This is a genomic window from Desulfofarcimen acetoxidans DSM 771 (genome assembly GCF_000024205.1).
GTDB lineage: Bacteria > Bacillota > Desulfotomaculia > Desulfotomaculales > Desulfofarciminaceae > Desulfofarcimen > Desulfofarcimen acetoxidans.
In genome coordinates, this window is sequence record NC_013216.1 from 2,886,567 (window position 1) to 2,911,534 (window position 24,968).

Annotated in this window: 23 protein-coding genes and 1 pseudogene; 4 read left to right on the forward strand and 20 right to left on the reverse strand. The window is 41.5% G+C overall.

Annotation, left to right across the window (positions count from 1 at the left end):
- Window positions 1-29 precede the first annotated feature (29 nt).
- The 5 genes from DTOX_RS13300 to DTOX_RS13320 all read right to left on the reverse strand — a co-directional run bounded on the left by DTOX_RS13300 (window position 30) and on the right by DTOX_RS13320 (window position 5,829).
- Window positions 30-1,925 carry an ABC transporter ATP-binding protein gene (locus DTOX_RS13300; RefSeq protein ID WP_015758205.1) on the reverse strand — a complete coding sequence of 632 codons (1,896 nt, stop codon included), beginning with the start codon at window positions 1,923-1,925 and terminating at the stop codon, window positions 30-32.
- Window positions 1,922-3,649: an ABC transporter ATP-binding protein gene (locus DTOX_RS13305; RefSeq protein ID WP_015758206.1), complete on the reverse strand. Its 1,728-nt coding sequence runs from the start codon at window positions 3,647-3,649 to the stop codon at window positions 1,922-1,924. The genes DTOX_RS13300 and DTOX_RS13305 overlap by 4 nt, the downstream gene beginning before the upstream one ends.
- 171 nt (window positions 3,650-3,820) lie before the next feature.
- Window positions 3,821-4,273, reverse strand: coding sequence for a MarR family winged helix-turn-helix transcriptional regulator (locus DTOX_RS13310; RefSeq protein WP_015758207.1), 453 nt, complete (start codon window positions 4,271-4,273; stop codon window positions 3,821-3,823).
- Window positions 4,274-4,455: 182 nt separating this feature from the next.
- Window positions 4,456-5,079, reverse strand: coding sequence for a chromate transporter (locus DTOX_RS13315; protein WP_015758208.1), 624 nt, complete (start codon window positions 5,077-5,079; stop codon window positions 4,456-4,458).
- Between the two features lie 54 nt (window positions 5,080-5,133).
- Window positions 5,134-5,829, reverse strand: coding sequence for a GntR family transcriptional regulator (locus DTOX_RS13320; RefSeq protein WP_015758209.1), 696 nt, complete (start codon window positions 5,827-5,829; stop codon window positions 5,134-5,136).
- A 461-nt stretch (window positions 5,830-6,290) separates the two neighbouring features.
- Here DTOX_RS13320 and DTOX_RS13325 point away from each other — a divergent pair, with 461 nt between their 5' ends.
- The 4 genes from DTOX_RS13325 to DTOX_RS13345 are packed head-to-tail and all read left to right on the forward strand — an operon-like array spanning window position 6,291 to window position 10,159.
- Window positions 6,291-7,493, forward strand: coding sequence for a GHMP family kinase ATP-binding protein (locus tag DTOX_RS13325; protein ID WP_042317240.1), 1,203 nt, complete (start codon window positions 6,291-6,293; stop codon window positions 7,491-7,493).
- Window positions 7,471-8,307: a phosphoribosylanthranilate isomerase gene (locus DTOX_RS21565; RefSeq protein WP_015758211.1), complete on the forward strand. Its 837-nt coding sequence runs from the start codon at window positions 7,471-7,473 to the stop codon at window positions 8,305-8,307. The genes DTOX_RS13325 and DTOX_RS21565 overlap by 23 nt, the downstream gene beginning before the upstream one ends.
- Window positions 8,308-9,342, forward strand: coding sequence for a zinc-dependent dehydrogenase (locus DTOX_RS13340; RefSeq protein ID WP_015758212.1), 1,035 nt, complete (start codon window positions 8,308-8,310; stop codon window positions 9,340-9,342).
- 13 nt (window positions 9,343-9,355) lie between these two features.
- Window positions 9,356-10,159 carry a class I fructose-bisphosphate aldolase gene (locus tag DTOX_RS13345; RefSeq protein ID WP_015758213.1) on the forward strand — a complete coding sequence of 268 codons (804 nt, stop codon included), beginning with the start codon at window positions 9,356-9,358 and terminating at the stop codon, window positions 10,157-10,159.
- Window positions 10,160-10,757: 598 nt separating this feature from the next.
- Here DTOX_RS13345 and DTOX_RS13350 read toward each other — a convergent pair.
- The 15 genes and pseudogenes from DTOX_RS13350 to DTOX_RS13405 all read right to left on the reverse strand — a co-directional run bounded on the left by DTOX_RS13350 (window position 10,758) and on the right by DTOX_RS13405 (window position 24,963).
- Window positions 10,758-11,081: a hypothetical protein gene (locus DTOX_RS13350; RefSeq protein ID WP_015758214.1), complete on the reverse strand. Its 324-nt coding sequence runs from the start codon at window positions 11,079-11,081 to the stop codon at window positions 10,758-10,760.
- Between the two features lie 226 nt (window positions 11,082-11,307).
- Window positions 11,308-11,745, reverse strand: coding sequence for a CZB domain-containing protein (locus DTOX_RS25360; protein WP_422698411.1), 438 nt, complete (start codon window positions 11,743-11,745; stop codon window positions 11,308-11,310).
- A gap of 30 nt (window positions 11,746-11,775) precedes the next feature.
- Window positions 11,776-12,492 (reverse strand): annotated as a pseudogene (locus tag DTOX_RS25365) (methyl-accepting chemotaxis protein); the annotation flags it as partial.
- A 374-nt stretch (window positions 12,493-12,866) separates the two neighbouring features.
- Window positions 12,867-14,450 (reverse strand): GspE/PulE family protein, encoded by a 1,584-nt coding sequence (locus tag DTOX_RS13360; protein ID WP_015758216.1) that lies wholly within the window; start codon window positions 14,448-14,450, stop codon window positions 12,867-12,869.
- Window positions 14,447-14,968, reverse strand: a complete 522-nt coding sequence (locus DTOX_RS13365; protein WP_015758217.1) for a shikimate kinase — start codon at window positions 14,966-14,968, stop codon at window positions 14,447-14,449. The genes DTOX_RS13360 and DTOX_RS13365 overlap by 4 nt, the downstream gene beginning before the upstream one ends.
- Window positions 14,969-15,835 carry a shikimate dehydrogenase gene (aroE, locus tag DTOX_RS13370; RefSeq protein WP_015758218.1) on the reverse strand — a complete coding sequence of 289 codons (867 nt, stop codon included), beginning with the start codon at window positions 15,833-15,835 and terminating at the stop codon, window positions 14,969-14,971.
- 59 nt (window positions 15,836-15,894) lie between these two features.
- Complete coding sequence (locus DTOX_RS13375; RefSeq protein WP_015758219.1) at window positions 15,895-16,401, reverse strand: YqeG family HAD IIIA-type phosphatase; 507 nt, start codon at window positions 16,399-16,401, stop codon at window positions 15,895-15,897.
- A gap of 115 nt (window positions 16,402-16,516) precedes the next feature.
- Window positions 16,517-17,296: a precorrin-6A reductase gene (gene cobK / locus DTOX_RS13380; RefSeq protein ID WP_042315840.1), complete on the reverse strand. Its 780-nt coding sequence runs from the start codon at window positions 17,294-17,296 to the stop codon at window positions 16,517-16,519.
- A 351-nt stretch (window positions 17,297-17,647) separates the two neighbouring features.
- Window positions 17,648-17,977 carry a pyridoxamine 5'-phosphate oxidase family protein gene (locus DTOX_RS13385; RefSeq protein WP_015758221.1) on the reverse strand — a complete coding sequence of 110 codons (330 nt, stop codon included), beginning with the start codon at window positions 17,975-17,977 and terminating at the stop codon, window positions 17,648-17,650.
- Window positions 17,978-18,060: 83 nt separating this feature from the next.
- On the reverse strand, window positions 18,061-18,729 hold the full coding sequence (locus DTOX_RS13390) for a Crp/Fnr family transcriptional regulator (protein WP_015758222.1): 669 nt from the start codon (window positions 18,727-18,729) through the stop codon (window positions 18,061-18,063).
- A gap of 401 nt (window positions 18,730-19,130) precedes the next feature.
- Window positions 19,131-19,289, reverse strand: a complete 159-nt coding sequence (locus DTOX_RS22320; RefSeq protein WP_015758223.1) for a hypothetical protein — start codon at window positions 19,287-19,289, stop codon at window positions 19,131-19,133.
- Window positions 19,290-19,390: 101 nt separating this feature from the next.
- Window positions 19,391-19,957, reverse strand: a complete 567-nt coding sequence (locus tag DTOX_RS13395; RefSeq protein WP_015758224.1) for a hypothetical protein — start codon at window positions 19,955-19,957, stop codon at window positions 19,391-19,393.
- 159 nt (window positions 19,958-20,116) lie between these two features.
- Complete coding sequence (locus DTOX_RS13400; protein ID WP_015758225.1) at window positions 20,117-22,768, reverse strand: cation-translocating P-type ATPase; 2,652 nt, start codon at window positions 22,766-22,768, stop codon at window positions 20,117-20,119.
- A gap of 231 nt (window positions 22,769-22,999) precedes the next feature.
- Window positions 23,000-23,119, reverse strand: coding sequence for a hypothetical protein (locus tag DTOX_RS24410; RefSeq protein WP_422698378.1), 120 nt, complete (start codon window positions 23,117-23,119; stop codon window positions 23,000-23,002).
- Between the two features lie 752 nt (window positions 23,120-23,871).
- Window positions 23,872-24,963, reverse strand: coding sequence for an RNA-guided endonuclease InsQ/TnpB family protein (locus DTOX_RS13405; protein WP_015758226.1), 1,092 nt, complete (start codon window positions 24,961-24,963; stop codon window positions 23,872-23,874).
- Between the last annotated feature and the right edge of the window lie 5 nt (window positions 24,964-24,968).

Here is a 24,968-nt window from a genome sequence, read left to right on the forward strand (position 1 = left end):
TTTGCTTTAACAGAAATATACAACTTTGTCTATCCCGCTTCTTGATTAAGACTTCCTACTGTAAACTGGCTCAGGTAAAGTTCTGCATAGAAGCCGCCCTGTGCAAGAAGTTCATTATGAGTGCCTGTTTCAATAATGCTGCCGTTATTCATTACCAGGATTAAATCAGCATCCCGAATAGTGGACAAGCGATGGGCAATAACAAAACTCGTTCTTCCCTTCATTAGTGCTGTCATCGCCTTTTGGATTAGCAATTCGGTTCTGGTATCAACATTGCTGGTAGCTTCATCAAGAATCAGAATGGCCGGATCGGCGAGTATTGCCCGGGCAATTGTCAGCAACTGTTTTTGTCCCTGGGAAATATTCGAGGCTTCCTCATTGAGAATGGTATTATAACCATCGGGCAGGGTCCGGATAAAGTGGTCGGCATGTGCCGCTTTGGCTGCCCGCACAATATCCTCTTCGACAGCACCGACACGGCCATAGGCAATATTATCTCTGATTGTGCCGTTAAAAAGCCAGGTGTCCTGCAGCACCATGCCAAACATCGTGCGCAGGTCACTGCGTTTTAAATTCCTGATATCGACACCATCTACTGTGATTTTTCCTGCACTAATTTCATAAAAGCGCATCAAGAGGTTAACAAGGGTGGTTTTGCCGGCTCCGGTCGGGCCTACAATAGCAATGGTCTGGCCCGGCCTGATATCGATATTCATATTTTCGATCAGAGCGGCATCTTCCTTGTAGCCAAACCGGACATTTTGGAACTTGACCTCGCCTTTCGGCAACTCAATTCTCTTCGCAGCTTCCCTGTCCGGAATTTGTTCAACCTCGTCCATAAGCTCAAACACCCGCTCGGCGGAAGCTACCGTAGACTGGATGATATTAGCTATATTAGCTGTCTGGATGATGGGATGGGTAAACTGCCTGGAGTATTGGATAAAAGCCTGTATATCACCGATTTCAATTGTTTTTTTTGTAACCAGAATACCCCCGACAACACAGACCAACACATAACCGATGTTGCTGATAAAGCTCATGAGCGGAAAAATTATGCCGGAAACGAACTGAGCTTTCCAGCCCGAATTATATAGTCTTTCGTTAATCTCATTGAATCTGACAACAGATTCACGCTCCCGTCCGAAAGCCTTTACAATTTGGTGGCCGGTGTACATCTCTTCAACATGCCCGTTGAGTATTCCAAGTTCCTTCTGTTGTGTGGCAAAGTATTTCTGGGAACGCTTGGCGATCATCACCGTCACTATAAACGAAAGCGGCAGGGTCACAAGCGCAATTAAAGTCATGAACGGGCTGATGGTCAACATCATTATGAGAATACCGACGATAGTAATAATCGAGTTAATTAACTGGGTCAAACTTTGCTGCAAGGTTGAACCGATGTTATCAACATCATTCGTTATGCGGCTTAAAATTTCACCATGGGTATGTGAATCGAAAAATTTAAGCGGGAGGCGGGCCAGTTTTTTATTGACATCATTACGAATATCAAAAACCGTTTTTTGTGCCACACCCGCCATGATATATTGCTGCAGGTAACTGAAGAACGCACTGAAAATATATAGTCCAATTATAAAAAACAGTATCTGTGCAATATAGTTAAAATCGATCTTAGCCCCGGCTATATTATTATGCCTCATCATAATTCCTTCAAACAATTTGGTGGTGGCTTTACCCAGGATTTTCGGGCTTGCAATGCTGAAAACGGTACTGAGAATACTCATTATAAATACGGCCAGCAACCGGTATTTACGTGGTCTTAAATAGCCGAGGAGCCTTTTCATGGTGCCTTTAAAGTCCCTGGCTTTTTGCACCGGCATACCCATTTGCCCTCCCATCGGGCCTCTGCCGAAACCTCCTCCGGACCCTCCGGCCAGTGGTCTTTGCTCTCTGCGTTCTTCCCTCATGCTATTTCCTCCTCGGACAGCTGTGAAACTACAATCTCACGATATACATCACATGTATTCAAGAGTTCCCTGTGCCTGCCGATTCCGGCAATTTTACCTTTATCCATAACGATAATCCGGTCGGCATCCATTACCGTACTGACTCTCTGTGCTACGATCAGCACAGTGGCACAGGCCGTTTCCTTTCTGAGAGCTGCACGCAGGCTGGCATCGGTTTTAAAATCAAGGGCGGAAAGGGCATCATCAATGACATAGATTTCAGGCCTTCGCACCAAGGCCCTGGCGATGGAAAGACGTTGCTTTTGTCCTCCTGAAACATTGGTTCCACCTTGTGCGATAACGGAATCAAAGCCATCCTTCATACCGGTGATAAATTCTGTGGCCTGGGCGATTTCGGCAGCACGCCTGACCTCTTCATCCGTAGCAGCTTCTCTGCCATAACGGATATTTGCAGCAATGCTGCCGGTAAAAAACACTGCTTTTTGCGGTACCAGCCCTATCTTAGATCTCAAACTTTCCTGTGACATCTCCCGCACATCAACACCGTCTATTAAAATACTGCCCTTATCAATATCGTAAAAGCGGGGTATCAGATTTATCAAAGTCGATTTTCCTGAACCGGTACCACCAATAATAGCCGTAACCTCGCCGGGCCCGGCCGTGAAGGAAATATCACTGATAGCAGGTTCCTCAGCCCCGGGATAGCTGAAGGTAACATCCTTAAACTCCACAAAACCCTTTTTGTCGCCTGCCTTTTTCACTCTTTCAGCGTCCTTGATTTCCGGAATGAGATCAAGCACTTCGTTAATTCTTACGGCGGAAGCTTCCGCCCGGGGAATCATAATAAACATGAAAGAAATCATAATAAGTGAGAACATGATTTGCATGGCGTATTGAAGAAAAGCCATCATATCTCCGACCTGCATGTCGCCTTTATCAACCCGAATACCGCCAAACCAGACAATGGCAATACTGGAAAGGTTCATCACCAGCATCATCACGGGCATTAAACCGGCCATAATTATATTGACTCTAATGGCTGTGTCGGTCAGATCGCTGTTGGCTTTTAAAAAACGTGCGTTCTCATGTTCGAGACGATTAAAGGCACGAATAACTCTAATGCCGGTAAGTCCCTCGCGCAAAACCCGGTTTAATTGATCAAGATTGACCTGCATGGCCTTAAAAAGCGGTACGGCTTTACGAAAAATAATCAGGATTGTACCGGCAATAACCGGCAGTACAACAACAAAGACCAGCGATAAGACAGCATCTTTGGACACCGCCATAATAATGCCACCGATGCACATCATGGGTGCACTGATCATCATACGCATCATAATAATCAGCAATTGCTGAATCTGGTTAATGTCGTTAGTAGTTCTGGTAATCAGTGAGGCTGTGCCCATCCGGTCAAACTCGTTGAGTGAATAACTCTCTACCCGAGAAAAAACCATGCCGCGCAGATTCCGACCTAATCCTGTTGCTATTTTGGCGGATAAATAGCTCGCTGTAATCATACACAAAGCACTGACTGCCGCAAAAAACAGCATTTTTCCGCCAACGTTTACAATGTAATGTGTATCGCCTTTGACGATGCCTGTATCCACAATACCGGACATCAAAGTCGGCAAATACAAATCGGTAAGTGATTGAAAAAGCAAGAGCAGCAAAACAGCAGCAACAGACCATGTGAAGGGCTTTAAAAACCTGACTAACTTAATCATTAACCTCATCTTCTCCTGTCAGTTAGGGATTACCCAAGAAAGTCACTTTAAGCAACTTTCGCGCAACCATAGGCACTCGTGCTCGACAGAAATTATGCGGCATACCTTAACTTGTTTACAAATTCAGCATAAGCATAATTTCCCAGAGTATAAAAAAAATTTAGTTAAAAATTACAATTGTTTTTCTTCCTCTTTGTCCAACAGTTGCCGCAAAGCTGCTAATCCTTCCAAAATTTTTATTTTTTCCGCAACCATTGCCCGGTCAAATATATCTACAACGCCTGAAAACATCTGGTGTGGCATCATTTTAATGTGTTTTTTGCCCAAATCGGTTGTTGTTACTTTGGTAATTCGGCGATCTTGCAGGTTCTGGGATCGCATGACCAGTCCTTTGCGTTCCAATCTATCCACGATTCCCGATATAGTGCTATGGGAAAGTCCGACTTTTTGACTCAATTCTTTAACACTCAGATCACCGTATTGAACTAAATGTCCCATAACAATTCTTTGAGGAACTGTAAATCCGCCTTTTATTGCATGTGACTCAGCCCCCCGGTGCAATTGCCTGAACAGAAAAAGCAAATGCTCAACCAATTTCTGATTCGCCTGATCTTCATTTAACATGCACCTCACTCCCTGCATTTAAGTCGCAACACGACGTGTCGCACCAGAACATATTATATTAGTTAAATTATCCTCTGTCAAGTCAACTGCATCTAATAAGTGGTTATTATCAACGGAAACGAGATAGTTATGCGTAAACGTATTTTCCGAAGTGCAAGCAGGTAGCTTGACTTATTAATACGCTACTTGCTGAGAAATATATAACCGAAAAACATAGAGGCTATGATTAAAATAATCGGATGCATCTTAAACTGGAAAATCAGGACCAGGGCTATCAGGGCAATAATCCAGGTAACCGGAAGAGGAAAAGATTTTAGTCCCATGTCCCAAGCAGTTTGCAGAAGAAGCACTACCACGACCGGGCGAACTCCTTTAAGCATACCCGTAATCTGAGGTGTGTCCTTATATTTGAGATAGATTCCTGCCAGGCCCAGCATAGCAACTGCCGTAGGTATAACCGTACCCGCCAGAGCAGCGGCTGCACCCCATAAACCTGATATCTTGTAGCCGACATAAGCAGCCATTTTCGTAGCAATAGGTCCGGGCAGGGCATTGCCCATAGCCAGCACATCTGTGAACTCTTCAGTGCTAAGCCACTTATAATTGTTCACCACTTCCCGCTGAATGAGAGGAATTACAGCAGGCCCGCCCCCAAAACCAAAAAAATTAGCCCGCCCAAAAGCCAGAAACAACTGCCAGAAGAGAACGCACAGAGGCAGAGTTGCCAGAGTGGTAATAATCAAACCACGAATCCCTTTTTTCTTGTCGTCAAGCTTATCAGCTACAACAGTTTCCCGGTGTGTCATATCAAACACTCCTTTATTGATTAAAATAAATGGTATACCATGCTGCTTTAAATTTTACACTTCAGTTTGTCTCTTTTGAGCCATTTCACTAAAATAAGCCTGCCTTGAATTATCAATATGCTCTCTGGCAATACGCTCAGCCAGGTCGCCATCCCGCAGCTTAATGGCCTCAACCAGTTGACGATGCTCCAAAGTAGCCGCGGCCACACGTCCCGGATAACAATAACCTACTCTGACACAGCGGCTGATATGGTCTGTCAGAGTCATAATCATACTGTACAAACGCGGGCTGTCGGCTGATTTATAGATGAGATCATTAAACTCCAGATGTACACTTTCCAACCTTTTCAGGTCAACCTCACGGGCAAACTTCTCTATATCATTCAGAAGTTCAACCAATTCCCGCAATTGCTCCGGGTTAATTCTCTCAGCCGCCATACGTGCGGCCAGTCCCTCCAGCACCGCACGTATGCGGTATATCTCCAGCACCTCCAGGTCATTGACCTGTGCCACCACAGCCCCTACCCGCGGCAGATGGGATACCAAACCCTCCAATTCCAGCATGCGAACGGCTTCTCTCACCGGAGTTCGGCTTACGTTTAATTGATCCGCCAGCTTGCGCTCTACCAGGCGCTCGCCCGGTTTCAAGCCACCCGCGAGAATAGCCTCCCGCAGGCGATTATAAACCTTATCGCGCACCTGAAAGGAAGTTTCAATCTCTACCGGTTTAAGATCAATTATTTCGCTCATCATATCACTCCCTTGGTATATGGTATACCATACAATCTATTATATTATAAAATCTGAACAGAAGTACTGCAAGAGTAAAAAATATAATTTACATCCAGTATGTCCTGAAATTTTATTAATCGACAGCAATAGCTATATATAAATTCTCCACCACCTGGACTGCAATATAAAAATAGAAATCCTGATGTTATAACCTGTTAACTAAAAATCTTAACGGCGGAAAAAATTGCAGTTGAATTATTTAATTAATGATCTTATAATAATCATTGTAGAATGGTAGGATGGTAAATGGGTAGCTTTATACAGGTATACGGGCTTTTACGATTGGTTTGGTCTTACCTGTTAATTCACCATAAACACCTCTATCTGGAGGTGTTTTTTTGTTTTACCGCTTACCTGACCACAATAATATATATCAGCAAAAACTGAAAACATTAATTTTGTGGAAAGGGGATAAGATCATGACAACTAGCTTACCTGAAAAGAAAACTATTGAGATAGGCATCATCGGAGGCCCGTTTGACCGCATCACCACTGTTTTGGAAGAGTTTGAACCCGGACAGAAAGATTTTATAGTGCACCCGGAGAGTTTCGGAGTAACACCCCGTACCGTCAGCCAGATCAGCGAGCGCGAAGTAGAGGTTACTGTCCCCGCCCGCATGCACTCAACCGTACTGGACATGAACAGGTTTAATACCGGTCGGGCAGGCGGCGGCGGCATCGGCTGGGCTGTCGGTGTATATTTTCAGGCCAGAGTACGGGCCACTGCCAACCCGGATATAGTAGTCAAAGGGCAGCGCCCTTTGATTGTCAGCCATTTTGCCCATGTTTTTAAAGAAATATTAAAATTTCCCGGAGGCTTTGAAATTGAGCTCTATGACCACGGGCGCCGCCATGTAGGAATGGGTTCTTCCACAGGCACCATGACTGCTGCCTGTGTAGGAATCAATGAAGTTTTAGGGCGTCCCTTCACCAACCGCGAACTAAGACGCATACTGGGCTTCAACGCCTGCGAAGAATCCGGCCTTCATTACCTGATCAGAGGCTTTGAAACAGGCATCGGTGCAATGGCCGGTATTAACGGGGGCATGGTGCTCAGCACAGACGATATGGAACTGGTTTACAGAATCCCCGTACCTGAAACCAAAGCACTTATTTTTATTCCTGATGTACCTTCCCTGGAAGACGAGTATTCAGGCAAAGAAACTGCTGCGGAATCGGAAGTTGAGCTTTTGATGAGACGGGCGCGTTACCTGGACACTTTACAGTGCGGCACCAAATCTCAGATTGTCCTGCTAGACCTGCTGCCCTCCATGGTCAGGGGGGATTTAAGAGGTATAGGCAACTCCCTGTTCGATCTGGCTTTTCTCGGTTCCAAGAGGGCTGAGTGTGAGCAGCACGGCGTGTTCGGGGCTCCTATTTACCATTTTCTCGGTACCTTGCGGGGCATCGGGGCGGAAGTTGTTGGCATGAGCTCTGTGGGACCGACTGTCTACGCTATGACCAAGGATCAGGATGTTATGGACAGAATGCTAAAATACTTAAAAGATCATGACGTACCGGAAAGCCGCATTATTGAAACCTTTATTGATAACACAGGGGCTCGAGTCAAAGAAAACGGTGTGGAAAGGAACTACCAGCATGAAGGATGGCTTACTTGTTAAACTCTGCGGCATGACAAATATAGAAGATATCCAATTGGCTGCTCGGTACGGTGCTGATTATGCCGGTGTTGTAACTGAAGTGGATTTCTCTCCCAGATCATTGACTATTGAACAGGCGGAGACAGTTTTTCAATTGTCTCCGCTGCCAACAGTCGCACTGGTTTACAACATAGCCTGGGATAGACTTGTTTACCTGGTTCAAAAACTGCAGCCTCACGCACTGCAGTTTCTGGGACCGGAAAACCCGCAGCTCCTGAGCAGATGCCGGGATAAATTTCATCAAACGGAACTCTGGCAATCAATCCACTTGCCGGCGGCAGAAGTCAACACCTCCAATACAAATATTAGCAAAACTGCAAATATTGAAGCAGTACAAACACCGGAGCAACTTAACGCAGACCGGTTAACAAGCAATAATATTTCTAATAACGCAGGTAATTCATGCTATAACGGTGAATTATTATCCCCAGAGGAAGCTTACATACTTAAGCAAGTAAAGCAAAACATGCTGGAATGTTATCAGGCCGGAGCGAATGTTTTTCTGCTTGATGCGGCAACTAAAATTAACGGAAAAACCCGTTTCGGAGGTACAGGGAAAACGGTCAACTGGAAACTGGCCAGAAAGTTAATTGATGCATCACCTCTGCCGGTTTTTCTGGCCGGAGGCATAAACCCGGCCAACATTGCTGAGGCCATAAACAAAGTACACCCGTCAGGTATAGATTTATGCAGCGGTGTAGAAGCACTGCCCGGTAAAAAAGACCCGGGGAAAATTAAAGCCTTGATGGAAGGCGTAAAGAAAGCAGTGATTTAAATGATGAAAGCAGCCGTGGTATATGGAAAAGATGATATCCGCATTGAGATGACTCCAAAACCGAGCGCCGGAGAAGGCGATTTGGTAGTCAAGGTACGTTCCTGCGGCATCTGCGCCACTGATGTTAAAATTTTGCTGGGCAACGGGCTGCCCAAAGACCTGCCCACCATATTAGGTCACGAAGTAGCCGGTGAGATTGCCGAAATAGGTCAGGGTGTGGATGGTTTTACAGCAGGGCAAAGAGTCGCTGTCTACCCTATAGCAGTATGCGGCGAATGTGAATTTTGCCGGCGCGACAACCATAATCTCTGCCTGAAGGAGTTCGGCTTATCCCACGGCATTGACGGGGGTTTTGCCGAGTATGTGAGAATACCTTACCAGATTGTCAAAGCAGGTGGTGTGGTAATTATTCCTGATCATCTCTCCTTTGAAGAAGCAGCTATGGCTGAGCCTCTCTCCTGCTGCCTGGCCGCAGCTCGCAGCGGGCCGGTTGGTCCAGGCTGCACCGTAGCCATTATTGGAGCCGGGCCGATGGGACTGCTTCATCTCAAAGTAGCCAAACAGGCCGGTGCTAAAGTTATTGTCGCTGATTTACTGGAACAGAGACTTAACCAGGCAAAAGAAATGGGAGCTGATTTTACAATTAACACCAGTCATGAGGATTTCGTACAGTCAGCCAGGCAGCTTACCGGCGGACTTGGCGCGGATATGGTTATAGCCTCGCTGGGAATCCCTCAAATCATGCAGGATTATTTGCCGGCAGTTAAAAACGGCGGGACTTTCAATATTTTCGGCGGACCACCGGCGGGACAAAGTATGACTGTGGACCCCAGGTGGCTGCATTACGGCGAAATAAAAATTACCGGCACCTTTGCTTCAACACCGCAGGATTTTCAGCGGGCAGTAGAGCTGATTGCTTCAGGTGAAATTGCAGTCAAAGATATGATCTCGCACCGTTTCAGCCTGGATAATTTATTAGAGGCTGTGGAAAAGGTAAAAAACCGTGAAATGATTCGCGGAGTTTTGAGTATATAAGGGGGATAAATAAATGAATGGTTTTCAGGCGAGAATGAAACGAATTTTCCGCAAGGGCAACGGCAAAGCGCTGGTGTTGGCCATAGACCATGGCATGGCGCTTGGCCCTATGACGGGCATAATGGATGTCAAGAGTACGGTAAAAAAACTGGATGCACCTGATCTGGTGGATGCCTGGCTCCTGACTAAAGGTATTTATGTACATGCTTTTGAGCCGGTAAATAACCCCGCCACCTTTTTAAGAATCAGCGGCGGTGCCACAATTGTCGGACCGGAGCTGACCAGAGAGGGCTTAACCTCCGATGTAGAAGAAGCCCTCCGCCTGGGATCTGACGCCACAGCCGCTTCTGCTTTTATCGGTTCTCCTTCGGAACACGAAACTCTCATTCAGATGGCCTTGGCAGCAACAGAATGCCATCGCTGGAATGTCCCGCTGCTGGGTGTGGTGGGATTAGGCAAAATCAATGAAGAAAAGAAAAAAGACGCTAAATTCATTGGCCTGGGTGCCAGGGTAGCCGCCGAACATGGGGCTGACCTTGTAAAAACCTACTACACGGAAGAAAACTTCGACCGGGTAGTGACCGGTTGTCCTGTGCCCATATTGATAGCCGGCGGACCAAAATGCGATACAGACCGAGATACTTTAGCCATGATTCATGGCGCGATGCAAAACGGTGCTGCCGGTATAGTAATGGGCAGGAACGTCTGGCAGAGTCCCCACCCGGAAGCACTGCTAGCCGCGGCACATGGCATCATCCATAATAATTTAAACGTACAGGAAGCGGTAGATTTGCTGGAAAGCAAGGCGGCTCAATAAAAAAATTGAGAAATTTAATGTTTCTTTAAGCTTCAGAAAGTAATATTAGAATGAAATTAAAAGTCAGCTGTTTTTAAAACCCCGGTCCAGCCGTTAATATATATACTCTACTACCCAATATCCTCCTTTGAACTCCGCTTTGCGGAGTTTTTCTTTTATACTCTGGAAGATTATGCTTATGATGGAGCCGTGGATAAGCCATTACATAACGGAATACAAACTCATATTGCACAAACAATGTTAGTACTGCATAATTTCCGACGAGCACGAACGAGTGCCCATGACTGCTCGAAAGTCTCTTAAAACCACTTTCTTAGTCAGATAAAGTCAAGTAATTTATTGACAATTTGTTTTATTAGTGGTAATATAGTCAAGTCACTATATGGGAGGGGGTGGAAAAATTGACTAAAGAATTGATTAATGAGATTTTGGATAGTATTGGGTTAGAAAGAATTGAGGAGAAAGATGAATAAACCGGAGGCGAAAGGGGCCTTCGGTTTTCCATTGAATTATTATTTTTATAAATCTCTCTAAATGCTTTTGTTAACATAACAAAAGCCTATTGAAATAGATGATATATATTTTATTACAGCTTGGTTTAGTCCTTTCGCTTCTGCGGTAAGACAACTAATTTAAAATTAAACTCCGAAACATAATTTGACGAACTAAAGAACCAATACAATGTTGACGATACAGGTACCGTAGCCATCATTAAATAAACCATTTTCCCTGGGGAGCCTACCAATTTGGGGTTATCTGAATAGTATGTTTCATTTATAACTATAGCATTTTTTATTTTTTGAAAAGAGGGACCTGATAAATGCACTCCGGTTGTAGGATTATAGGAAATTTCTACTACAAATAATTCATACTGTTCAAGTTTAATTCTGGCATCCTGATCTGAATTTGTAATAATTCTCAATACTTAATACCCCCGTTCACGAATAACTTTTTAATTGCATTACAGCTTATGCATCAAGTAAGTTTTTGTGATGCCCATTAAAAATTAAGTAATTTAAGCAAAAACATAAAAAGCCCTGTCTCTATTGACAGGGCAAAAGAAAAAAATTCGATTAAGCACCGGTTCACGGCTCTCACCACTGGAACTCGACAAGCTGTTGTCACAAACTGGTCTTTTAATTAAATTATTACTCAATTACCTCCGATAATTTTAAGAATGCCTCTAAAATATCCATTGATGCATCAACAACTTTACTAACATTTATTACGTTACTGTCTATGGCAAGTGTTTTGGCCATCTCGTGAAACAGCCTATGTGGTTCATCAATATCAATATACTCCCTAATATTTTTGTATTTATCATACTCTTTTCTGTACCATTTCCCGAAGGCACATTCCTGATGACTTATTAAGCTTACACCTTTTCCTGCGCTCTCAATAGTTTTTCTTAGAAATTCAGCATGATCTTTTAATCTGGCACCCAAAATACTTAAAATATGTTCAGTTTCAGTTCCTTTAATATGGGGCTTTAATAACCTGGTTAAACGCTCCGCGTCATTTTTTAACATCTCCCCAAAATCTGTGGCCTGTGCTAAATCAGATGAAACCCTGGCCTGAGTTTCCATAGCTATAGCCTGCTGCTGCGCCGCTTGCGCAATATTCTCCGACGCGCCGGCAGACTCCTCGACCTGTTCAAGATTTTCCTTAGTCATTTGCGCTACCACTGTAGTTTCTGATATATATCTGTCAAAAGCACTCTTTACGCTAGTAACATTATCACCAGTGTACAGAGCCTTATTATTCATTTGGCTTGATATGGTTTTTACTTCCTTAACAGCATTCTTCGTTTGATCAGATAGTTTTCGCACCTCTTCCGCTACTACTGAAAAACCCCTGCCATGCTCGCCGGCTCGTGCAGCCTCAATAGCCGCGTTTAATGATAAGAGATTAGTCTGATCAGCTATTTCTGATACATTCTGACTAATGTTATCCACATCCTTAATCTGAACTAGAAGCTCTGTGGCATTGTGCACCATTTCATTCAACCTCAGCATTACCTCTTCAGACAATTTATTCAGAGCTGTTACTTTATTTAAATTCTCTATTTCCCTAGCTTTTAAATGCTGCATTCCGGCACTTATTTGTTCCACCGTAGCAGATGTTTCCTCCGCAGTTGCAGACATTTGTTCAGTTGTAGCTGCTAAATCATTAGCCATTTGAGCCAATTCATTAACTTTCAGTGTCACCCTAAAAGCCATTAACTCGCTATGTGCCAAAGAAAAATCCTGTATAGCATACGAAAAATCCATTCTTGCCCCTATATCACCTCTGGGTATGGCTATTTTTTCCCTACTACCAAAAAAAGAAAGCATATCATCTTCCTCCTCAACTATTATTTAAATAGGGCCTCAATAACTATACTTTCCAAATCAGGTAAATTTATTTTTAATATTATATACATCTTGTCAAACCAATCAATTAATATGCTTGTGATTATTTTATCAAAGTGCTGAAAATATGTACAGGCATTCATGCACAATTTATACAACTTATCCTAAATTAATAAAGATAAAAGTCTATGGGAAATACAAAACAAGAAAGTCACCTTAAACAACTTTCGAACAGCCACGGACACTTGTGCCCGCTGGAAATTATGCGTTACCAACCTTAACTTATCCATAGATCCAATATAAGCATAATTTCACAAAAAAAGCCCTGCCTCCTAGGCAGTGCATACCTATTAATACTATTCCTCCTCAAAACAAACCCTCATAATTTCCTCTATGGAAGTAAGACCCTGCAGGGCTTTGTTAATCCCGTCTTTCATGAGAGTCAGCATACCTTCCCGCAAACCTTGCTCTCTGACATCATCTTCAGAATACTGTCGGTTGATCAATTTTTTAATACTGCGTGACAGAGGCAATACCTCGGAAATACAGGTTCTACCCCGGTAACCGGTGAAATTACAGCTTTCACAGCCACTCTCACGGAACAAAACCACCGCATCTTTATCCTCTATCCCCCACATATGTTTCTCTTGTTCGGACAAATGCAACTCATACTTGACACGGCATTGAGGGCAAAGCACCCTGACCAATCGCTGGGCAAGCACACCTGAAACGGAGGAAGCCACTAAATATGGCTCTATCCCCATATCAATAAGTCTGATTACGGCGCCCGAGGAATCTTTGGTATGCATGGTAGACAGCACCAGGTGTCCCGTTGTTGCGGCCCGAACCGCAATTTCCGCCGTTTCCTGATCGCGTATTTCTCCCACCATAATAATATCCGGATCCTGTCTCAGGATTGAACGCAGCCCGGCGGCAAAGGTCAATCCCGCCACCGGATTAACCTGAATCTGATTTACTCCAGTCAGGCTATATTCAACAGGATCTTCTATTGTTATAGCATTTTTTTCCACAGTACTGATTTCCGTTAGGGCCGCATACATGGTAGTAGTTTTACCGCTGCCGGTAGGCCCGGTCAATAAAACCATCCCGTGGGGCTTTCTAATAATTCTATGAAACCTGTCTAAGTTATATTCCGTAAAACCCAGACCGTTTAAATCAATCACCTTGTGATCTTTATAGAGAAAGCGTAAAACACATTTCTCCCCCGTTATCGTCGGAATAGTTGAAATCCGCAGGTCTATGTGCTGCCCGTTAACCATAATTGGTATCCGTCCATCCTGCGGCAATCGTTTTTCAGCGATATCAAGCTGGGATAAAATTTTAATTCTTGAAATTAAGGAGAGCTTAATAGCAAGAGGAAAAATTTGCATTTCTCTCAACATACCGTCTAAACGCTGGCGCACCCTGACATGCTTTTCCTGTGGCTCGATATGAATATCGCTGGCTTTATCTGTTGCGGCAAAGTATAAAATGTATTCTAATATTTCCGAGGCCGAACCATTGGCCGGATCATTTAAAACCTGCGGGGCAGGTTTGTCAATGGTAATGATGTTACTGCTGCTCTCAGAAACAGAAAAATATTCAGCAGGCTCAACCTGTGTCGCTAGCGCGTTTTTAAATAAGCTGCCGGCTTGAGCATTTTCAGCAGGACTGCCCTCCGGCTTGACCGTTACGGAGCTGACGCCCAAGTGAGCTTTCCTTTCATATTCCCGCAGCAGTTCATTTATTTTATCCGGTTCAAAAGCAACCGGTTCAATTCTTAGTCCTGTAACAGCGGAAAAATCGTCAATGGCCATAATATTAAAAGGCTTAGTCATTGCCAGGAACAAAGTGTTGCCGGAAAGTTCTATAGGTACGACACCGTATTGAGGTAAAAAATGCTTTGGTATATTTAATTTTTCAACTAAATAATTAATCATATTCTCATGTTGTATTTATTTTTTAAGTATAGAATAATTTCCTGCACCACTTCATCCACCTGCTTGTCCCCGGTCTCCACCCTGTATTCTGCCACATCATAGGCATATTCCCGTTCAGCAAACAGTTCCTTAATTTTAATTAAAGCATCACCTTTATTCAGCAACGGCCTGCTGCGCTTGTGTCTCACTCTTTGATATATTACCTCCGGAGGTGCATTCAAAGCAATTAAAATGCCGTTTTTCTTTAACGATACAACGTTTTCCGGGTTTAAAACTATACCCCCGCCCGTAGATATAACCAGATTATCCTGATCCTCCAATTTTTTAACCAGCAAAGACTCTTCAGAACGAAAACGAACAGCACCGTCCTGCGCAAATATTTGCACAATCGTTTTTTCAGTAATTCTTTCTATTTCCGTATCAGTATCTATAAACCTCTTCTTTAAGAGCGCGGCCAAACGACGGCCAACAACAGTCTTACCCGTGCCCATAAAGCCTATCATTACAATATTAAACAACTATATCACCTGCCTTAAAGCTTGATCCATTATTTCCACCGGAGAAGCCAAACCCGTCCAGTATTCAAAGGCTAGAGCCCCCTGGTATAAAAGCATACCCATGCCGTTTAAAGTCTTAGCACCACACTGTTCCGCCATCTGCAAAAATATAGTTTGCCTTGGATTATATATCAAATCACACACCAACTGCCCGGCATGAAATGCATCCAGAGGATAAGCCGGCAGCTCCGTTACCCGCGGATACATGCCTTGAGAAGTAGTCTGGATTATTAAATCAGCGTCTTTCATTAATTTGCTTAGAGATAAATCTTGCTGTGAATAAGCTTTTGAGGAACAGCTTGTATTTCCTTCAATTAACCCGGCAATTTCCTCCGCACGATCAACTGTTCGGTTAGCTATATGAATTAAGGAGGCCCCAGACAACGCCAACTCAACTGCAACTGCACGTGCAGCACCACCGGCTCCCAGAATAAATATGCCGGCTCCTTCCGGTGAAAATCCCGCCTGTTCCTTCAAAGATCGGACAAAGCCGGGAGCGTCAGTATTGTAACCAACTAAATACCCATGATTATTAACAACGGTATTAACTGCACCAATAAGAGAGGCAGATGATGAAATTTCATCCAAATACTGCAAAACTGCTTGCTTATGAGGCACAGTAACATTAATTCCCTTTATATTTAAAGCCCTTACTGCCTTTAGAGCATCGGACAAATTATCTCTTTTTACATGAAAAGGAACATAAGCATAATCTAAACCTAAAGCAGCAAAAGCAGCATTATGCATAAAAGGAGAAAAGGAGTGCTCTATCGGGTCACCTATAATCCCGCATATCTTTGTAGCTCCGGTAATGTTTAGAAAAGGCATATAGCACCTCCAAAACTAAAAGGCCCTATAAACGGCCTTAAGTTCATGTAAATTATAGGTTAAGACAAACGTTTTTTTATCTTTGCCAGAACCAGCTTTTCTAAGCGCCTGTTGAAAAAAGTAGTTCCCCAAAATTCTTTTCCAGGCAAAGGCACAACTAAAATAGTGAATAGTCCTAAACGATTTCCCCCGTAAACATCTGTAAACACCTGATCACCTACAACTGCAGTATCACTGACATCTGTATTCAAAAGCTGCATAGCTCTGCGGAAAGCTTTGCGTCCTGGTTTACCTGCTTTATAAACATAAGGTATGTCAAGTGCTTGCGCCAGATAACTGACTCTGTGCTGGCGCCTGTTATTGGAAACGATACAAAGTTTGAAATTATGTTCTTTTAATTCAAGCAACCACCCAGCTATATCAGCAGAAAAATACTTCTGATCCCTGGGTATTATGGTATTATCCAAATCAAAAATAATTCCTCTTATTCCTTGCTTTTTTAGATCTTGCAGATTAATGTCAAACAATGAATCGACATATAAATTCGGGTAGATAATACTGATCACCTTTCCCCTGTCCGATCATGACAGTATATTAAAACTTTCTTTCATTAATTATCAAGACATCTCTTTTCCCAACTCTTATCACTTTTCGCCAGTATTAACAAATTATACTATCTAATTATATTTTTTGCAAAGGGTTGATTTTTTGAAGCAAATTCAATACCTCTTTGTAGTCGTATACAACATTTGTATCCTCGGAAGAGTCACGTTTTATTACCACCACAGGAATCTTCAACTCAAGGGCAGCCAGTATTTTATTGTTTGTGCCGCTGGACGGTCCGCTGTCTCTAGTAATGATGACATCCGCCCGGTAGGCTTTAAATATAGCTTTGTTAAACTTAGTGGAAAACGGCCCGTGCAAAGCTACAATATCTTTAGGGCTAATCCCTAAATCCTGGCACTTTTTAATTACCTTGTGCTCCGGTATGACCCGAACGACAATTCTTTTTCCCTTCATAACCCGGGCCTGAGTAAATATTTCCAAACCATTGCTCCCGGTAGTTAAAAAAATGGTTTTTCCTAACTCAGAAGCTTTCATCGCAGCATCAGACCAGGAATTAACAGGATAGACCAGCTTGTTTTCAGGTAATTTTGTTTCTTTACGCTGGAGCCGAATATAATAAATATTATTTTTTCGGCAAACCTTACAAGCAGCACTGGATAGATCGCTGGGGAAAGGCTGAGAAGCATCAATAACAGTTGTTACTCTCCTGTTGACCAGTAATTCCTCCAGGTCATTCTGGCGGGAATTTACCGGAAAAACATCTAATGCCCCATCCTGCCTGGCAATATCCAGGCCATATTCAGTAGCAACAGCAGCATATACTTTATAGCCACCGGCAACAAGTAAACCCATCAGTTCCCTTGCTTCTTTTGTTCCATATAATAAAAGCAACATATATTATCACACCGTCTTCGTTATATTACCTTAGTTATTTAATTTTCTCCATGTACTAACTATTTCCTCTAAAATTTTTTATATTTTTTTTAGGTTAGACAGGCACAAATAATCTCTTTTCCCATAAGATATATTCAGCCATATGATGCCTGGCCTTTTAACGTCTGTTAGTGTCCTACTTTGCGGCAATAAAACAAAAACCCGATAATCCCTTGTATTTCAAAGATTATCGGGTTTTCTATAAAATAATTTTAGTTATATAAAGATAACATCGTTCCATATGAATGTTGATACTATTGTTTAATATTTAGCTTTAAATAATTGCATTTCCTTTTCATCACCGGTGTGGCATTATAACAAAGCATCAGCTTTTTCTACTGTTAAGAACACTTCTTCACCTTCGGTCCAGGCCTTACCGCTGAGCCGGTAGCCCTTTTTCCCCGCCACCACGGCCACCTGCATTACTGCGGTTTCAGCAATGTTCCGGCGGGTTTTCTCCATCTTATAGACACCAAAAACCAGAGTATTATCATTCCTTACCTCTTTAACTTTACCCACCACGATCAAGTGGGGTTGCCCATCCTCGGACAAAGTGGCAATGGGTACAAAGGCGGATTGTGCAATAACTTCCTTGATTTCCGGTGTTAATAATGTGTTGCATCCACAACAATTACAGCCCATTTTTAAAAACCTCCTCTGTTTTATTTAATATAATATTACTATCTAAAATGAGAAGGCGCTGTTAAATATTTTACACTCAGGGATTAAAAACAGCGATCCTTGAGTACAAAATATTTCTCAACTCTGTCAATGTAATTCCTGGTTGACAACTCTTTTAACGTTTGGGCCACCATCACCCTTGATACTCCGACGAAATCGGCAATATCCTGTTGGGTCAGGTATAATTTGATTTTAGTGCCTTCAGGGCAAGGTTCACCATGTTCTATGGATAAACGGATCAACAAGTTTAGCACCTTTTCCCGAGTCGATCCGGTGCGTAGTTCAGTTACTTGCTCCCATGTATCATACAGCCGGTTACCCAGGCTAAAAATAACCTGCATGGCCAAATCCGGCGATTCTCTAATAATTTGTTCCAGGCTCTGACGGCTGAGAGAACAAACCCGGGCAGTTTCCAAGGCTATAGCGGAAGCCGGCTGAGTACCTTTTCTAAACAGGGCTGCCTCCCCCAGTACCTCACCCTTGCCGGCCACCTGTAAAATAGCCTCTTTACCTTCTTCATTTACCCGCACCAATTTAAAACTACCTTCTTTAATCAAAAACAAACTATCAGTGGGGTCCCCTTGGTGAAATAAAACATCTCCACGCTGGTAATATTTCTTGGCCGCAGCTTTAAGGCAAACCTGGCTGAAAACCTGCTGCTCCACACACTCAAATAAAGGAAAGTCCTTCAAGCAAAGACAACGGTTTTTCATTAAGATAATCTCCCTGTTGTAAATTTATTAACATATGAAATAATTAAATAGCTATATAATTTTATGTATCATTATATCTCAAAGAAGTATAAGTACCAATGACCAAAATCATTAAAATGAAATTTTTACAACAGCACGGAATTGTTATTTATAAACCAATTATTAATCTCAACCGCTAAAAAACAAGTTTTCTTGTAAAGTAGTTTACAGATAAATTAGTGTTTTAGTAGCATAATAACATAAGAAATACTTAAATAGGAAGGTATTGATTTCCCGTTTAACAGTGTTGAAGATGTAGCTGAAACAATCGTTACAAAAGCAGGTCTAAAATAACAAAAACCATTCTTGTTAATCGTTCGCCAATTATTAGTTAGTCCTGTAGTAATCCTACAGGACTTTTTTTAGGTTGGGGTACCGATAGCAAAACGCAAACAAAACAAGCGCAACTGATTAACAAAATCCTGTTCTTTACCATTTGTAACTTTCGCTGTTTGAAAAGCAACTTTAACCAAATCATATATTTGAGAAAATTCTTCCGTTTTTTCTTTTCTAATAACCATAGTTTTCTCACTCCTGTTATAGATTACTTATTAGGCGGTCGATTAATGCCATTGCTGCGAGTATTCTGAGCCCACAATACACAAAATGCTCCTTCCATTTATTACGCAAACTTTTCCTGCCAAGATTTTTTCCACTGTTCAAAATTAAGATGAGGGTTTAAATCAGGAAAATGTTTGCCATCTACAGACCAGACCATTTCTTTTCCTAGTTTATTTTTGCCTTCCTTAACTGCTGGTCTGGAATAACCACCTATAGCTTTGTTATCCACCATAAAAACATATATTGCAGTTTTTCCTGTTGATTGGATATCAACAAAATGACTCAATGGAGTCCATTCATCTAAAGGGTGGTTCTGAACGGTGAACTTTTCAACAGTTATTTTTTTAAGAAGATATTTTTTGGGGTCAAAGCACTGTACTGCCCACTCTTCTATATATGGTTCTTGGATTATCTTTTCTTTTGTTAGTACATATTTTTCGAATATACCATCGTATGAAACAATTTTATAACCCTTATTCTCAATGTACTTTTTAGAAACTTTTTGACTGGTTGTCATGTTAGAATTATTGGTTTCCTGTACAAGATTTATGCCTTTTGTTGTATTCGAACAGCCTGCCCCAAAAATTATAATCATTCCTAATAAAAAAATGGTTACATACCGTTTCATTTGTAGCGCCTCCCGAATGCTTTGACGATACCTAATGTGTTTTATTAGCCTAATTATTTTATATGGGTATTTAAATTGTAACTATATTATTACACATGGGATTTCTGGTATCACAACTTGTAAAACAGTAAACATCCTCTGGGACGAGCCCTTGGTTTTTCAGGAGCGATTTTCTATAAATAGTTTAGTTATTTCATTAACTATTAATGGAATTATTGCCATAAATACAACCAGGCTCCAATCTACTAAGCTTAAATTATGCACCTTAAACGCATTTGCCAAAAATGGTATGGATATTACCCCAAGCTGTAGAATAAATCCTATTATTATTGCACCAATTAGATACATATTTGAACATATTCCGATTTGGAATATTGACTTACTTGAGTTTCTCATGGCTAATGAATAGAACAGTTGAGAACCAGCAAGTACCACAAATGCCATTGTTCTAGCATATGTTGTTACATCTTCTGGTATATTTCTTGATCCAAGGCTATATCCATACTCTCTTAATCCAAAGTTGAAAGCTGCCAAGGTTAGTATACCGATCAATGCACCACCGAAAATAGCTCTAAGCCCTACACCATCAGCAAAGAAACTTTCTTTTGGATCTCTTGGTTTCTTTCTCATCACATCCTTATCTCCGGGATCTATTCCAAGTGCAATAGCTGGCAATGTATCGGTTATTAGATTTATCCATAGAATCTGGGTAGGCAGAAGAGGTACTGGCCAGAAGAAGAGGATAGAAGCTAATATAGTAATAACCTCTCCTAGATTGCAGGATAATAGGAATATCACAGACTTCCTTATATTATTATATATATTCCTTCCTTCTTCGATTGCATGAACAATTGTAGTGAAGTTATCATCTGTTAATATCATATCGCTAGCACCCTTGGAAACATCGGTACCAGTTATTCCCATGGCAACTCCTATATCAGCATATTTTAATGCGGGAGCATCATTTACACCATCACCAGTCATGGATACTATATTTCCTTGTGATTTATAAGCTTTTACTATCTTAACCTTATGTTCTGGCGATACTCTGGCAAACACTCTGTAATCATTTATTCTGTTTGCGAAATCCTTTTCTGATAGTTGATCAATTTCAGCACCTGTTAGACTCTGCTCTATTGAATCTGCAATTCCAAGCTCCTTAGCAATTGCAACCGCTGTATTTTTATGGTCACCGGTAATCATTACAGGTGTAATACCTGCCATTTTTGCTTCTTTTATGGAATTCTTAACTTCAGATCTTGGAGGATCAATCATACCAACAAGTCCAATTATAGTTAGATCCTTTTCCATATCTTCCGGTTCTATCAAGCTTCTTGTATCCTTAAATGCGACACCCAGAACTCTTAAAGCATCATCCGACATTTCTTCTGTTACCTTCAAGTAGTTGGCTTTGATATCTTCGGTTAATGGAACTGTCTTGCCATCTATAAGAACACTATTGGAAATTGACATTAAATTATCAATTGCACCCTTTGTATGTACTCTATAACCAGTTCCTTCTTCATTTAAAGTTGACATTAGCTTTCTGTCGGAATCAAAAGGCTTTTCAGAAATCCTCTTATAATTTGCACTCAAACTTATTTGTGAAAGGTTGTATTTATTACCTAATATCAGTAAAGCTATTTCAGTAGGATCTCCGGTGCCTTGATCATTTTCATAAGTAGCATCCGAACATAAAACAAACGACTTAATCAATTCTTTTTCGTTATCGGAAGCTTTAAGATTTACTCCTACTTCAGGTACTTCAGTCAATTTATTAAAAGTATAATACTTAACTACTGTCATCTTATTTTGAGTAAGAGTACCTGTTTTATCTGAGCATATGATATTAACAGAACCCAGGGTTTCAACCGCAGGAAGCTTTTTTACTATGGCATTGATTTTAGACATTTTAGCAACTCCAAGAGCTAACACAATAGCAACTATAGCTGCCAATCCTTCGGGAATTGCTGCCACTGCTAAGCTAATCGCGGTTAAAAACATTTCAAACAAATCTCTTTTTTGAAGGAGAGCAATTATAAATATTAACGTACATATACCAATTGCAATAAATCCAAGTGTTTTTCCAAGCTCAGCTAATCTCCTTTGCAGAGGGGTCATTTCATTGTTATCTTCATCAAGAATCTCTGCAATTTTACCAATCTCTGTATCCATGGCCGTTGCGACAACAACACCTTCACCTCTACCATAGGTAGTAAGGGTAGACATGAAAGCCATATTAGACTTGTCACCTATCGGTGTTTTCGGATTTTCATAAATATCTTTTGCATTCTTGTCAGAAGGGACAGATTCCCCGGTTAGGGATGATTCTTCTATTTGAAGATTAGCGCTTTCTATCAATCTTAAATCAGCTGGCACAAATCTACCGGCATCTAAAATAATAATATCACCGGGTACTATTTCCTCTGAATTAATTTCTTTGACTTCCCCATCACGTCTTACAAGTGATTTTGGAGTAGTCATTTGCTGCAGTGCTTCAATTGCCTTTTCAGCTTTGTATTCTTGCACCACTCCAATTATTGCATTTAAAACAACAACTAACATTATAATAATTGCATCAACATATTCACCTATGAACAGGGTAATTACAGCGGCTCCCAGAAGTACATAAACAAGCATATCCTTAAGTTGCGCAAAGAATTGCAAAATTAAAGTTTTTTTAGGTTTACTCTTTAGTTTATTTTCACCATACTGGTTAAGCCTTGTCTTGGCTTCCTCGCTGGTAAGACCAGTTAAGGGGTTCGCATCTAATTCTTTTAAAACTTCTTCTTGGGTTTTTAAAAACCACATACATAACACCTCTTTCTTATTTATTTCATTTGTAATAATACCGTGACATTTAAGCTTGTGCTCCAGCATATTGCGTAATTGACCAAAAGCCCACTGGCTCATGCGTTCGTTCAAGGCACAAAACGTCATGAAAGAATTTCTTTCAGAATTTCACCTCCTTCCGGGAGATTTCTGTGCTTCAATGTATTTACAAATAGTTTCTGCACTGACATTACCGGAAGTACTTATATACTAATCCCTGATCCATAACCCACTGCCCCAGAAATATTTCTTTTTAAGCCAAGGAAAAGCATCAAATATTCTGTTAGCGGTAATGCTTTTAATTATCCTTGCAATTTCAGTAGGAACCACGGTACTTTGGACAAAACACTATATGATAGTTAATATTCTATGCATAATGTTTTGTTTTTCTTTCCTTGATCCAATTATACAATAGAGGAAATGTCTGTGTATATATTTGTCACCCTTCGGGCGACCGCTCCTTTCATCCACGGGACGAGCCAGTGGGTTTTCAGGAGTGATTTTCTATAAAGACAAAAGCCCTCAGGCAAAATTTCCTAGAGATATTAAATGATCAATTATAGTTCCTTATTTATATAAAATACAGCAGAACTTGTAAACATACGCCTTATTTAAAGTTATTACGGATTAAATCACCCCCAAATATTACACCTGTGGAGGAGATGACCATTTAATAATAAATGATCTTTTGTAGTGGCAATTTTCACATCTAAAAAATTTAAAACCCTTATTCTATAAGGGTTTTAATAAACAGATAGGTGTCAAAGTCAGGGATTTCGCTTTACCAAGACGCACCGTAAAGCCACTGTACTTATACTTCGTTAACGTAATTGGTAACATACAGGTTCGCTTGTCGGTCAGAAAATATCAAAACAATATGGCAATCCGCCAACCCAAATAAAACTGACACCATTTGTGAACTACCCCCGCTTACGTTCCACTAAGAAACGGGGGCTTCCAAAGGAACATCAACGAGCGTTTCCTGATTCATCAGCCACGGCCTACCATTACAAAGAGCAATAGGTCTTACACGGCCTCCAGCAGGCATGATTTCGGGCGGTCCCCGCCCTATAACTATATATCTAAGCCGCTAGCATTTCTAAGCCACGACGTTCTATCAATATGGCTGACACCAAATCCCTAGGCATAACCATTCCACAAGCAGGACACCGGTGCACTCTGACACTCAAATCCTTTGGCACATTGGCACCACAAAGACATGTCTGGGAAGTGCCATGAGGAGGGACAGGAAGAAATATTTTACCATATCTGTGACATTTATACTCCACAAGGTTTCTGAATGTACCCCATGAAGCATCATGAATGCTTTTAGCTAGGTAGTGATTTTTGACCATGTTCTTGATCTTTAGGTCTTCCATGAAGACAATATCATGGCTCTGAACCACGTCTAGACTGGTCTTGTGTAGAAAGTCTTTCCGTTGATTAGTTATCTTAGCATGAAGTTTAGCCACTTTAGTTTTAGCTTTCCCTCGGTTGTTAGAACCTTTCTTTTTGCGAGAAAGTCTTCGCTGTTGTTTGGCTAACTTCCTTTCTGATTTACGATAGTATTTTGGGGTTTCTATTTCTGTACTATCAGACAATACCGCAAAATGTTCAAGGCCCACGTCTATTCCAATGGATTTGGTACTGTCGGTAAGATTTTCGAGTACTTCCACTTCGGCGGTCAAATTAGCGTACCACTTACCACCGTGATACTTTATGTTAACCCTGGATATTTGACTGGCATCAAATTCCCGGTGAGTTGTCATTTTTACAAAACCAATCTTAGAGAGATAGATTTTACCTGGCTTAGAGAAAGTTTTCTTTACAGCATCCACCTGGGGATAGGTAAATGATGTGTAATGGTCACGGTTTTTGAACCGGGGGTATCCAGCTTCTTTGGCAAAAAACCGCTGATAGGCAAAGTCTACCCGGCGCAAAGTATCCTGCATTACCTGACTATGAACTTGCTTGTATTCCAGATGTTCTTTTGTATAGCCCGGCAGCATATTCTGCTGTTTATTATATGTCAACCCCTGGCCGGTTCCTTTATACACACGCTGACGCTCAGATAAAGACCAGTTATAGAGTTTCCGGCAAAGTTTTAGTGTGTGAAACATTTTTTTCTGTTGCTCTTTGGTCGGACGCATTTCAAACCGGTAGACAATTTGCAAATGAT

Excerpts from the sequence above, each read along its gene's own strand:
- DTOX_RS13300 (WP_015758205.1), bottom strand. The coding sequence starts at position 1,925 with ATGAGGGAAGAACGCAGAGAGCAAAGACCACTGGCCGGAGGGTCCGGA.
- DTOX_RS13305 (WP_015758206.1), bottom strand. The coding sequence starts at position 3,649 with ATGATTAAGTTAGTCAGGTTTTTAAAGCCCTTCACATGGTCTGTTGCT.
- DTOX_RS13310 (WP_015758207.1), bottom strand. The coding sequence starts at position 4,273 with ATGTTAAATGAAGATCAGGCGAATCAGAAATTGGTTGAGCATTTGCTT.
- DTOX_RS13315 (WP_015758208.1), bottom strand. The coding sequence starts at position 5,079 with ATGACACACCGGGAAACTGTTGTAGCTGATAAGCTTGACGACAAGAAA.
- DTOX_RS13320 (WP_015758209.1), bottom strand. The coding sequence starts at position 5,829 with ATGAGCGAAATAATTGATCTTAAACCGGTAGAGATTGAAACTTCCTTT.
- DTOX_RS13325 (WP_042317240.1), top strand. The coding sequence starts at position 6,291 with ATGACAACTAGCTTACCTGAAAAGAAAACTATTGAGATAGGCATCATC.
- DTOX_RS21565 (WP_015758211.1), top strand. The coding sequence starts at position 7,471 with ATGAAGGATGGCTTACTTGTTAAACTCTGCGGCATGACAAATATAGAA.
- DTOX_RS13340 (WP_015758212.1), top strand. The coding sequence starts at position 8,308 with ATGATGAAAGCAGCCGTGGTATATGGAAAAGATGATATCCGCATTGAG.
- DTOX_RS13345 (WP_015758213.1), top strand. The coding sequence starts at position 9,356 with ATGAATGGTTTTCAGGCGAGAATGAAACGAATTTTCCGCAAGGGCAAC.
- DTOX_RS25360 (WP_422698411.1), bottom strand. The coding sequence starts at position 11,745 with ATGGAAACTCAGGCCAGGGTTTCATCTGATTTAGCACAGGCCACAGAT.
- DTOX_RS13360 (WP_015758216.1), bottom strand. The coding sequence starts at position 14,450 with ATGATTAATTATTTAGTTGAAAAATTAAATATACCAAAGCATTTTTTA.
- aroE (WP_015758218.1), bottom strand. The coding sequence starts at position 15,835 with ATGCCTTTTCTAAACATTACCGGAGCTACAAAGATATGCGGGATTATA.
- cobK (WP_042315840.1), bottom strand. The coding sequence starts at position 17,296 with ATGTTGCTTTTATTATATGGAACAAAAGAAGCAAGGGAACTGATGGGT.
- DTOX_RS13385 (WP_015758221.1), bottom strand. The coding sequence starts at position 17,977 with ATGGGCTGTAATTGTTGTGGATGCAACACATTATTAACACCGGAAATC.
- DTOX_RS13390 (WP_015758222.1), bottom strand. The coding sequence starts at position 18,729 with ATGAAAAACCGTTGTCTTTGCTTGAAGGACTTTCCTTTATTTGAGTGT.
- DTOX_RS22320 (WP_015758223.1), bottom strand. The coding sequence starts at position 19,289 with ATGGTTATTAGAAAAGAAAAAACGGAAGAATTTTCTCAAATATATGAT.
- DTOX_RS13395 (WP_015758224.1), bottom strand. The coding sequence starts at position 19,957 with ATGAAACGGTATGTAACCATTTTTTTATTAGGAATGATTATAATTTTT.
- DTOX_RS13400 (WP_015758225.1), bottom strand. The coding sequence starts at position 22,768 with ATGTGGTTTTTAAAAACCCAAGAAGAAGTTTTAAAAGAATTAGATGCG.